Source organism: Rickettsia endosymbiont of Proechinophthirus fluctus, assembly GCF_001602635.1.
GTDB lineage: Bacteria > Pseudomonadota > Alphaproteobacteria > Rickettsiales > Rickettsiaceae > Rickettsia > Rickettsia rickettsii.
Genome location: NZ_LECS01000001.1, coordinates 205,540 through 208,881, shown reverse-complemented (window position 1 = coordinate 208,881; position 3,342 = coordinate 205,540). Strand labels below are relative to the sequence as shown.

The window sequence follows — 3,342 nt, the reverse complement described above, 5'->3', positions numbered from 1 at the left end:
AAAGAAGCCGTTACACATTATAAGACTCTAGAATTATTTTATAAAGGTAGTATTAGTATGGTAGAGTGCAAGCTTAGTACGGGTAGAACTCACCAAATTAGAGTACAACTAAGCCATTTAAAGCATTCAGTAGTCGGCGACCAAACTTACGGCAATAACGACCGAAAAACTGCTCATTCTCCCCCTGAACTAAAAGCAAAATTAATTGATTTTAAACGTCAAGCCCTGCATTCTTGGTATTTAAGTTTTACTCATCCGACTAATAATGAGATTATGGAATTTTCTTGTGAGTTGCCAAGGGATATGGAAGAGATAATTAGTTTATAATTAACAAAATATTAATCCTTAATATTATATTAAAAATTAATATTTATTTATAAAATGAACAAAGCTAATGCTAAATTATAAGAAGCCTTATATTCTATGGAAGAGGGTATTTTAAACCTTAAAAACAAAAAGCGAGCTTAGAAAAGATTTTTACTTTTCTGCAAACTTTAAGTACCGCCACAGACAAAATTATTTCCTTAGATATATCAAATTATAGAGATTGGCCAGAAGTAAAAGATTTTATTTTAAAATTAGGTAATAATTTATCTTTTAAACCGCAATCTATAAAAATTGCTAGCTCTTCCCAATATAGTACAGAACATGAAATTAAAATTTCTGAATTCGTCAATGAAATTCTTTCTCTAAGATTAAAAACAGGCATAGATATTAATAATAGTATGTATATTGATGATGCAAATTATAGGAAAGAACTTTTATTAAAAAAATTTTTAGAAGAATTTAAAAAAATGATTTTAATAAGCAAGAAGAACAATTAAATAAATTTATAAAAGTTGCATGCAAAGAAGCAAAGGCACCTGATAATATAGACATGCAATATATGCAAGCTCTGTAGATTTTCTCTGAATTTGATTTCAGTAAAATAGATGAAAAATATTCTAATTTACAACATCTTTTTACAAAACTATATAAAGCACAAGAAGTAAAATCAGAAATTTATCATTATGAAGTAGAAGATGATTTACATTTTTATATGGTAAAAGTTAATGGAGTAAATGTAACTACTTGGCAAAATTTCTCAAAGAAACAGGGGGAGTTTATAAACCAGTCCGGGAAAAAGAATATATAAAAGCTTTTATGGGCCTAGATGCTTTTGACTCTAGCATAGAATATCATGACCAAGATTTAACAGATGTATATGTAGTTTTTACCTATAATAAAGCATGGGAACAGAAAAGTAGTATTAATATACCATTGGTAGAAATGATCATCACTATGGCAACTTCCAGAACGTAAATTTTATTTAAAGCTCCAATATATGACTATAATAATACTAAAAAACATTCTAGTCTTTCGCTTAAACTTCATAATTTTATTGCTAAATGTGCAGAGATTATTTATCCTAACAAAAAAGAATATATGATTACTGTTCCAACAAAAAATATAACTCATAATTATTATTAAAGAATATGAGAAAAAATAAATTTTAGGTGGGAAGAAAGCACCCATAAAATTTACTGAAGCAGGATATGGTGCTTTTTCTGACTTGATTTTGTATGGGAAAAATGGTGAAGTACTACATAAACTAACTGCTGACCAGATAAAAGGAGAGTTCGCTTGGTTTTGTACTAGTCCTTATTTATTAAAAAATCAACACGAACAAGAATCTTTAATCACTTGTGATTTAGAAACATTAACAAATCTTAGCTTTAAAAATAGCTATATAGATATTATTCAGAAATAATTGGTGATATAATAACATAAAACGGTTTATGAAAATTAATTAAATACCTAAAACCAAAAATTATCTTAAAATAGATATTATAACTCTAGAACCCGAATATTATAAGAATAAATTTGGTAATAATATATTTCGTGAATTTACTGAACTTAAAAAACGAGCACCGCTAGGTAGTGTAGATGAGATTTTAGAAATGAAAAATTTTGGCAGAAAATAAAACTTTCCATGCAATGTTCTATAAAGCAAATTCTTAGTGACGCTACAAATAAATTAAATAAAATAGGTATTAGTTCGCCGCAATTAGAAGCACGAATTTTACTACAGCATGTTATAAATAAACCTATTGAGTATTTACTTATTAATCTTGATGAACAGTTAAATGAAGCCAAGATAGAAGCTTTTGAAAAACTGTTAGCGAGAAGATTAAAGCATGAACCGATAGTATATATTACAGGTGTTAAAGAATTTTACTCACGTGAATTTATTGTTAATAAACATGTATTAATTCCAAGAAGCGATACTGAAGTTTTGGTGGATGTTGTATTTCAATGTCATTCCCGCGAAAGCGGGAATCCAGAAAAAAAACAACCGGATCCCTGCTTTCGCGGGAATGACATAAGCGAAAACTGCAATGACAAATTCTTAAATATCCTAGAACTTGGCACAGGTAGTGGCTGCATTGCTATCAGTCTATTATGTGAGTTACCGAATGCTAATGTAATTGCAACCGATATAAGTCTTGATGCTATAGACATTATCAAAAGTAATGCAGCAAAATATGAGGTAACGGATCGCATTCAGATTATTCACAGTAATTGGTTTGAGAATATTGAAACTCAGAAATTTGATTTTATCGTTAGCAACCCGCCATATATAGCTCACAGCGAAAAATCAGAGATGGCAATTGAAACAATCAATTATGAACCGTCTATTGCTTTATTTGCTGAAAAAGACGGACTGCAAGCTTACTTTCTCATCGCCGAAAATGCCAAACAATTCTTAAAACCAAACGGTAAGATTATATTAGAAATAGGGTTTAAACAGGAAGAAGCGGTAACCCAAATTTTCTTAGATCATGGTTATAATATTGAAAGCGTTTATAAGGATCTACAAGGTCACAGTAGGGTAATATTATTGTCTCCTATTAATCTCAATCGGTCATATGCAAGACGTATCGGTAAAAGCTTATCAGGAGTGCAAAAGAATTTATTAGATAACAAACTACCAAAATATTTATTTTCTAAAGAAAAGCTTGTAAATGAAAAACGTAAAGTATTTCTTGAGATAGGCTTTGGTATGGGTGAGCATTTCATTAATCAAGCTAAAATGAATCCTAATGCACTTTTTATTGGGATAGAGGTATATTTAAACGGAGTTGCAAATGTTTTAAAGCTTGCAGGCGAACAAAATATCACGAATTTTTTATTATTCCCTAATAATTTGGATTTAATATTAAATAAGATACCAAGTAATATCCTTGATGGAATTTATATTTTATTTCCCGATCCATGGATAAAAAATAAGCAAAAAAAGAAACGTATTTTCAATAAAGAACGACTTAAGCTTTTACAAGATAAGCTAAAAGACAATGGTAA

General features: G+C 29.2%; 4 protein-coding genes and 1 pseudogene. 4 read left to right on the top strand and 1 reads right to left on the bottom strand.

The window, feature by feature from the left end:
- The coding region (locus tag BG75_RS09360) for a pseudouridine synthase (protein WP_252903552.1) at positions 1–327 on the top strand (327 nt) is incomplete at its 5' end.
- A 211-nt stretch (positions 328–538) separates the two neighbouring features.
- On the opposite strand, the gene BG75_RS08100 is transcribed toward BG75_RS09360, so the two are convergent.
- Complete coding sequence (locus BG75_RS08100; RefSeq protein WP_156468955.1) at positions 539–676, bottom strand: hypothetical protein; 138 nt, start codon at positions 674–676, stop codon at positions 539–541.
- Positions 677–1,071: 395 nt separating this feature from the next.
- Between BG75_RS08100 and BG75_RS09355 the strand changes: the two genes are divergently transcribed.
- The 3 genes and pseudogenes from BG75_RS09355 to trmB form a co-directional block, all read left to right on the top strand.
- On the top strand, positions 1,072–1,302 hold the full coding sequence (locus BG75_RS09355) for a hypothetical protein (protein ID WP_252903551.1): 231 nt from the start codon (positions 1,072–1,074) through the stop codon (positions 1,300–1,302).
- 256 nt (positions 1,303–1,558) lie between these two features.
- On the top strand, positions 1,559–1,750 hold the full coding sequence (locus tag BG75_RS09350; RefSeq protein WP_252903550.1) for a hypothetical protein: 192 nt from the start codon (positions 1,559–1,561) through the stop codon (positions 1,748–1,750).
- Positions 1,751–1,972: 222 nt separating this feature from the next.
- Positions 1,973–3,342, top strand: a pseudogene (trmB, locus tag BG75_RS01090) (bifunctional peptide chain release factor N(5)-glutamine methyltransferase PrmC/tRNA (guanosine(46)-N7)-methyltransferase TrmB); the annotation flags it as partial.